At 51.5% G+C, this 6501-nt stretch carries 9 protein-coding genes; 8 read left to right on the forward strand and 1 reads right to left on the reverse strand.

What is annotated here, in order from left to right; all coding sequences use genetic code 11:
- Window positions 1-615: 615 nt before the first annotated feature.
- The 8 genes from FFI61_RS17560 to FFI61_RS17595 all read left to right on the forward strand — a co-directional run bounded on the left by FFI61_RS17560 (window position 616) and on the right by FFI61_RS17595 (window position 4511).
- Entirely contained in the window at window positions 616-1017 is a 402-nt protein-coding gene (locus FFI61_RS17560; protein WP_200371905.1) for a GFA family protein, read from the forward strand.
- Window positions 1018-1246: 229 nt separating this feature from the next.
- Window positions 1247-1450: a hypothetical protein gene (locus FFI61_RS17900; protein WP_227715046.1), complete on the forward strand. Its 204-nt coding sequence runs from the start codon at window positions 1247-1249 to the stop codon at window positions 1448-1450.
- A 115-nt stretch (window positions 1451-1565) separates the two neighbouring features.
- Entirely contained in the window at window positions 1566-1964 is a 399-nt protein-coding gene (locus FFI61_RS17570) for a hypothetical protein (protein ID WP_200371907.1), read from the forward strand.
- A gap of 115 nt (window positions 1965-2079) precedes the next feature.
- Window positions 2080-2403: a hypothetical protein gene (locus FFI61_RS17575; protein ID WP_200371891.1), complete on the forward strand. Its 324-nt coding sequence runs from the start codon at window positions 2080-2082 to the stop codon at window positions 2401-2403.
- Between the two features lie 119 nt (window positions 2404-2522).
- The gene (locus tag FFI61_RS17580) at window positions 2523-2885 is read left to right on the forward strand and encodes a trypco2 family protein (RefSeq protein WP_200371908.1); all 363 of its coding nucleotides are present in this window, start codon (window positions 2523-2525) and stop codon (window positions 2883-2885) included.
- 89 nt (window positions 2886-2974) lie between these two features.
- Complete coding sequence (locus tag FFI61_RS17585; protein ID WP_200371909.1) at window positions 2975-3433, forward strand: hypothetical protein; 459 nt, start codon at window positions 2975-2977, stop codon at window positions 3431-3433.
- 107 nt (window positions 3434-3540) lie between these two features.
- Window positions 3541-3921, forward strand: a complete 381-nt coding sequence (locus tag FFI61_RS17590; protein WP_200371910.1) for a VOC family protein — start codon at window positions 3541-3543, stop codon at window positions 3919-3921.
- 80 nt (window positions 3922-4001) lie between these two features.
- The gene (locus FFI61_RS17595; RefSeq protein WP_200371911.1) at window positions 4002-4511 is read left to right on the forward strand and encodes a hypothetical protein; all 510 of its coding nucleotides are present in this window, start codon (window positions 4002-4004) and stop codon (window positions 4509-4511) included.
- 68 nt (window positions 4512-4579) lie between these two features.
- Here the strand turns inward: FFI61_RS17595 and ltrA are convergent, their stop codons facing one another.
- The gene (gene ltrA / locus FFI61_RS17600; RefSeq protein ID WP_227715047.1) at window positions 4580-5914 is read right to left on the reverse strand and encodes a group II intron reverse transcriptase/maturase; all 1335 of its coding nucleotides are present in this window, start codon (window positions 5912-5914) and stop codon (window positions 4580-4582) included.
- Between the last annotated feature and the right edge of the window lie 587 nt (window positions 5915-6501).

The following is a 6501-nucleotide window of genomic DNA, read 5'->3' on the forward strand; positions in this document are numbered from 1 at the left end:
TTAATCGGCTGTTCCGAGAATGGCTGTCCATGGCTTTTCTAACAAGTCGCTGTAGTACGTTCCCGGCCCGGAGGGCCGTCCACCGGACGCCACTGACGTGGCGCCGCTAAGCTCAGCGTTAGCCAAATATGAAAATGAGCCTGAGAGTCCGACGCTATTTAAACGTTTTCTTGTCTGCCATACTGCCATTTTTTGCTGCAGCGGTATTCACTTTGCCGAATCTCTATCTCGGGCTCCATTGGGGGCAGATGAACTGGTTAATGCAACCACTAGCCACCTTTTCGCTTGTTCTTTCACCAGTCACATGGCTTATATTTGTTCTGATGGGTGTAAGTTGGGCGCGCTCCAAAAAACTCCACAAATCCATACCAATAGTGGGTCTGTTGATAGGGCCGATAAGCCTTGTGCCTTGGATCACATTCGTTATCCCGTTAATCTTGATGTTGCCTGCGATTGTCTTGGCAGTCCGCCTTGTGATTTATCATCTAGAGGATCCAATTAGCGGGCAGGTGGGCTAACAAGTGCAGGCACGGCGACGCCTACTACATTGCGCCTTCGGCTCCATTTCGTAGGCGCGCATGCTGCAAGCGTTAAATGTACAGAAGGAGATGTCCCATGGGGCTGAAGGGAAGCTGTTTGTGTGGCGAGATAAGTTACGAAATAGACTCTGTGGATATGCCCATTGTGCATTGCCATTGCAAAACTTGTCGTAAAGCCCATGCGGCCCCATTTGCCTCCACTGCGGGAGTAAAGCGCGAGAATTTCCGCTGGCTCAGCGGCATAAACTCTATTTCTACGTTCGAATCATCTCCTGGCAAATTGCGCCACTTCTGCAAACGCTGTGGTTCTCATTTGGTAGCCGAGAGGCCTGCACAGCCACACGTAATTGTTCGGGCAGCCACTCTGGACGATGATCCCGGTTTGAAGCCTGAGGCCCACATTTGGGTGTCGCACGACGTGCCATGGCTTGAGTACGATAGGGTGTGTCAGCATAGCGAATGGCGTGACGACATTTAACAAATCAATCAAGTTCGTTCCCGGCCTGGCGGCCGTCCACCGGACGCCCCTGTCGGGTCGCCGCTTATTTTTGGCGTTAGGTTCTTTTATGGGAAGCGACGACAAGTGGTATTCGATAAAAGTTGAAGCAGAAGTATCACTGTTGCCCACTACTGAATCCGGTCTCAGAAAAGGCATCACGTCAGGCTACAGGCCCAATCATAATTTTGGGTCAGCAGATAATACGGAAATGAGAATAGGGCAAGTTACCGTAGCCAACGACGAATGGATTGAGCCAGGCCAGTCGAAGGCGACTACAATCCATTTCCTGATGCCTGAAGGCTATGTGGTAGATCTATTTCCTGGCCTGACATGGCGCATTCAGGAAGGCGGCCGGTTAGTCGGTAACGGTAAAATCATAAGGGTTGTGTCATCTGATGTGCCAAGTGGCTAAGCCACAACCTAACCAGTAGTTGCAGTACGTTCCGGCCCTACGGGCCTCCACCGGACCGGTTTTCCGTTGCACTCCAAACCGGCCGCTGAACGTTGGCGTTATATTTGGAGAGAACTTGAGAGTAAGTCTTAAAATCGCAGCATTGGTTTTTTTCGCTGTGTTGACCCCCGTTACTCTCTGGAACGCTGGTCACCTCTATCTGGCTCAATCATGTGACCCAAAGTTTGGGTGTATCGGAGTCTTCCAGCTTTTGACTTTCGTTGTCGGTATTTGTGCTGGAATCTCTGCTCTCTCGGTTTTTGTTGCACACTATATTTTTGTAGTGCGCTGCGGAGGCGACACCACCCGCCGAGAAATCGCTTTGACTTTGCTATGCTTTGCTGGCGTGAGCATCGCAAGTGGAAGCGCTATTGGTCTTGCGGAGGCTTTGGGGGTTGCGGCGTTGGCCTCGCTTTGGACGCTTGTCTCGTTTCTTATTGGTATAGCAATTTTCAAATTCGTTAGAAAAATATAACCAGTGCATTAAATTCGTTCCGGGCCGAAGGCCCTCCACCGGACGGCCTTTTCTCCGCTTCGCTGCGTAAAAGCCGCCGTTTATGCAGGCGTTATGACTACTAAGGAGAGGTAAATTGGGTTTAGTTCTGAAATTAGCAATACTGATCTACTGCATTCGCCACGTAATGAACACCGCTCGTCCTGGGCAGACAGCAGCAATTTATGCAGGTTCCTTTTTAGCCGTCGGTTTGGTGCTTGCTGTCATAGATGGGTTCTCGGCTCTGGTAGGCATGAGCCTCGGCATCACCCTCGTTTACGACCTGTTAACGGGATTCATTTTTTTCTGGCTCATTGACAGGTACCACGGTAATTCGCTCGCGTTTTACACCATCATTATCTTGGGCATCGCCGCCAGCCTTGGGATAAAATTTCTCATCGTCTTCGGGCTACAGTCATAACCAGTAGTTGTAGTACGTTCCGGGCCTGACGGCCCTACACCGGACGCCTACTACGCTGCGCTCCGTAGTCGCCGCTAAACCAAAGCGTTATACGTTTTGAATGACCATCGGAGGGATCTATGGAATTAAAGGACTTTATCAGGGAAACCTTGGTTCAAATAGCTCAAGGCATTGAAGAGGCAAGCTCGGAATTGAAGGATTCCGAGGCCTTGGTCAACCCACGGAATGTATCGATCAATCATTCAGCAAATGCCAAGCATTACGGGGTATTGTCTGAAAACAAAGACAATTCACCACTTCGATTTGTCGAGGAAATCACCTTCGATGTTGCTGTTCACGCCACCGAGGGTACAGAAGCCTCTGCAAAAGCAGGTATTTCCGTCGGATCAATTGGTATCGGTGGCAAGGGTAGCTCTAGCGAGACCAAAAGCTCGGAATCAAGAATCCAGTTCAGGGTTCCAATGGTCATGCCTCACTCGTGATTACGTATAACCAGCCGCATCAGTACGCGGCCGATGGCCGCCGGACGCCCCTGTCGGGTCGCCGCTGTGCTCAGCGTTATGAGGGAAATATGATCGTCAGAGTATTTATGTTTTTGGTTTTAATTTCAGCCACGTCAGTGGCGGCTGAAGATTTCACAGGCTCTTGGAGTATTGTGTACCCTAAAAATGGTGTCGAGCAGTATGACGATTACTTTGAGCTATACCTGATCCAGCAGGGTAATGAAATTTGTGGTTTGCATTTCGGGTCTGCTAGAGGCACTGCGAAAATTGATTCAAGCTTCGGTTCAGACCCAAGCCCTACAGTGTCAGGAGAAGTCGAAAAGAACAGAGCCAAGATCGAAATAAGGAGCTCTCACTCTGTTGCACCAATAGAAGGAACTTTCGTCCATCACGGCGGTTTCGGCGAATGGAGAGTGAACGATCCTGGGGAAGATAGACCGATAACTATTCCCGTGAGAGCGGAATTAAATACTGTGCCGCCGGTTGACCTAGGGCCGATAGATTTGGAGGAATTGTGTAGCCAATAGCACATAACAATCGGCTGCACTGCGACCGTTTTTCCGCCGCTTCGCGGCTCCAAACCGGCGCGTGAGCCGGGCGTTATGAGTGTCCATGCTCGTGAAGGGAGTCATAAGTGTTTGACGTAAAAGCAACTCAGCATGTTCTCGCGGTCAGGGATCTTGAGACGACCGAGAGCTATTTTCTCGACAAGCTTGGGTTTTCCGTCCGGTTCCGTGTGGACGGCTGGTCGTTCTTGAGTCTTGGCAGTTTTCATATCATGTTGGGGCATTGTCCGGATGAGCTTTTGGCGCGTGATACGCATGACCATTCGTACTTCGCGTATGTGAACTGTGTGGGCATTGACGACCTCTATCACGACTATCAGCAACGCGGTGCCGAGATTTTTCAGGCAATATCGGATAAGGCTTGGGGCTTACGTGAGTTTGGTGTAGCAACACCAGAGGGTCATCGAATCATGTTCGGAGAAGACCTTGAGGTATCTGGGAACTCATAACCAGGCGGTCAACCGGACACCAAAAGCTTACGGCTTTTGGTTCCCTTCGCTGGCGCTCCGGCGCCGGTTACCTTCGCGTTATGCAAAATGGTGAGTACAAAAAATTGACAACCGGCATTCAGTTTTTGAGAGAGGCCAAAAAACATGGTCTAGTTGATAACTTAGCCGATCGTGGTTTTAAACACTTGAAGGGGTTGTATTTTTATCGCTTTTATGGGGAAGGTATTCATCAATTAATCTTGGGTTCAGCTTCATACGGTGAAAACTTAACATTTGATATAACATGTATTGTTGATGAGATAGATTCACGTTATGTCCGTAATTTTCCCATTAATGTCCCACTCCTATGTGGTGGCGGGTTTGGTGATGAATATTTCACTCCAGAGTTATGGGAAATAGCGACATTGGACAATGTTGGTGAGATATCTCAGTCAATAGTTGATGTGTTCGATGGTTTTCCAAAAAAATGGTTTGATTCGGTTAGCACAAGGCAAAAATTCGTTGATGAACTGTATCCTCATATTAGAGAAAAATATGAAGAAAGCGGTGCTATTAAGAAAGTTTTATCGGGATGGCCAAAAAATGCATAATCGGGTAGCCGAGGGTATCTAACCCTCAGCCCCCACAACACCCTGCATGCGGGTCCGCACAGGGCGTTTCACCGGGAATGGTGAAGCCTGATCCATCCATCGCGAAGCGATACCAATCCTTCGGCTTTCAGGTAGTCGTTCGACAGAGCCTGTTGAATGCCCGGAGTTTTGGAGCTGCGCCATGGACCTTTACTGGTGATGCCGCATGCCACGGCAGACTGCACATGCACACCCAGCCTCATCAGGTTTCTCACTTTGGTGCGCGGCTTACGCCACTGTCGCCAGTAAGCCATCCGGACGCGACGGCGGATCCAATGATCCAGATCGCAGCAGCGTTGGTAGCCAGTGGCAATGCCAAAGTAGTTGATCCAGCCAAGGAGGTACTGGCTGACCTTGAAGAGCTGGTAGTGCATCGACACGCCCCAGTTCCGGTTCGTCAGTACCCGGATGCGCTGCTTGAACTTATGCAACGTGTCCGGGTGCCAATGGATCTGGGTTCCCTTGAAGGTAAAGCCCAGGAACTTGCTGTCATTGGTTCTGACTACGCGGCTCTTGGCCGTGTTGACCGTCAGTTTCAGACGATGTTCCAAGTAGTGGCTGATGCTGGCCAGCACCCGGTCGCCTGCGCGTCGGCTGTTCACCACAATGGTGAAGTCATCCGCATAACGGGCAAACCGATGGCCCCGTCGTTCCAGTTCTTTATCCAGCGGGTCAAGCATGATGTTAGCCAGCAGAGGTGACAATGGGCCACCCTGAGGTACACCTTCCCGACTCTCCAGATAGAGCTGGTTATCGATAATCCCAGCTCGCAGGTACCGGGCAATCAGGGCCAGCAGGCGCTTGTCCCGAACCTTGTGGCCCAGGTGCGTCATCAGCAGGTCATGATTAACCCGGTCGAAGAACTTCGACAGGTCCACATCCACGGCAAAGCGCTTCCTTTCCTTGAGAATGCTTTGCACTCGTCGCACCGCCTGGTGCGCGTTCCGGCCCGGACGGAAGCCGTAGCTGTCCGTTGAAAATCCCGGGCCGAACAGGGGCATCAGGATCTGGGCAATGGCTTGCTGAATCACCCGGTCTGTCACCGTCGGGATACCAAGCTGTCGCTTGCCACCGTCCGGCTTGTCGATCTCAACCCGCCTCACTGGCGCTGGTTGATAATCGCCCAAGCGAATCGACTGCTCGACCACGCTCCAGTGGCCGGCCTTTACCCAAGCGGGAAATTCATCGATGGTCATGCCATCGACCCCCGCCGCTCCCTTGTTGGCTCGAACCTGTTTCCAGGCTTGTTGTAGGTTAGCCCGTTGCAGTACGGCATCGAGTAGATCGTTGCTAAAGGCTGGCTTCATGGCCGTACGCTGAGCCACGTCACTGCCGGACGGCATTCGTGTGTTCAAGTCGGTCAAGGCTCCTCCTTATATTCCCGGTGTTAGGCCCTTCACCCTGTCCCGTCCATTACGACGGGCGTTTGGCTACTATGGCCGCTGCTGACTTCTGCTCAATCACCGGCAGGGTTACCCCCATCGGCGCTATCGGTGTCCACCTCGTTCGCTCGCAACCGCCGATGGCAACGGCTGCGCCCAGGCTTGATCGACCAGTGGCCTGACTGGTAATTGACCGATCGCTCGTTGAACAGATCTCCCCAGATAAGAACATGCACTGTCACTGCACAACCGCATCATTTACGGTGGCCGTTAGATCACGCGGCTTCGTCGTCTTGTGCCAACTCGCCTCCGGCCTACGCCTCATATGATGTTCTTGTTCATCAGCTCGCAGTTTTGCTAGCGGCTTCCTCCAGACCGTTCCTCACGGATTGGCCCTTGCCATTCGCTAGTGGTTAGCGTTCAATCGGCTAAAACCGGCTGAACGGTGGTAAGCGTCCGGCAAACCCATCTTGAGTGTGATGCCGAAGGCTTCAAGATAGTGTCCACTTATTCTTTAGTGGACACTATCTATGAACAACGTAAGCGTAACCCGCCCTTACCGAAAACGT

Source organism: Marinobacter sp. DY40_1A1, assembly GCF_016597815.1.
GTDB classification, from domain to species: domain Bacteria; phylum Pseudomonadota; class Gammaproteobacteria; order Pseudomonadales; family Oleiphilaceae; genus Marinobacter; species Marinobacter xiaoshiensis.

Coding starts and splice junctions, on each gene's coding strand:
- FFI61_RS17580 (WP_200371908.1), top strand. CDS start 2,523: ATGGAATTAAAGGACTTTATCAGGGAAACCTTGGTTCAAATAGCTCAA.
- FFI61_RS17595 (WP_200371911.1), top strand. CDS start 4,002: ATGCAAAATGGTGAGTACAAAAAATTGACAACCGGCATTCAGTTTTTG.
- FFI61_RS17560 (WP_200371905.1), top strand. CDS start 616: ATGGGGCTGAAGGGAAGCTGTTTGTGTGGCGAGATAAGTTACGAAATA.
- FFI61_RS17900 (WP_227715046.1), top strand. CDS start 1,247: ATGAGAATAGGGCAAGTTACCGTAGCCAACGACGAATGGATTGAGCCA.
- FFI61_RS17585 (WP_200371909.1), top strand. CDS start 2,975: ATGATCGTCAGAGTATTTATGTTTTTGGTTTTAATTTCAGCCACGTCA.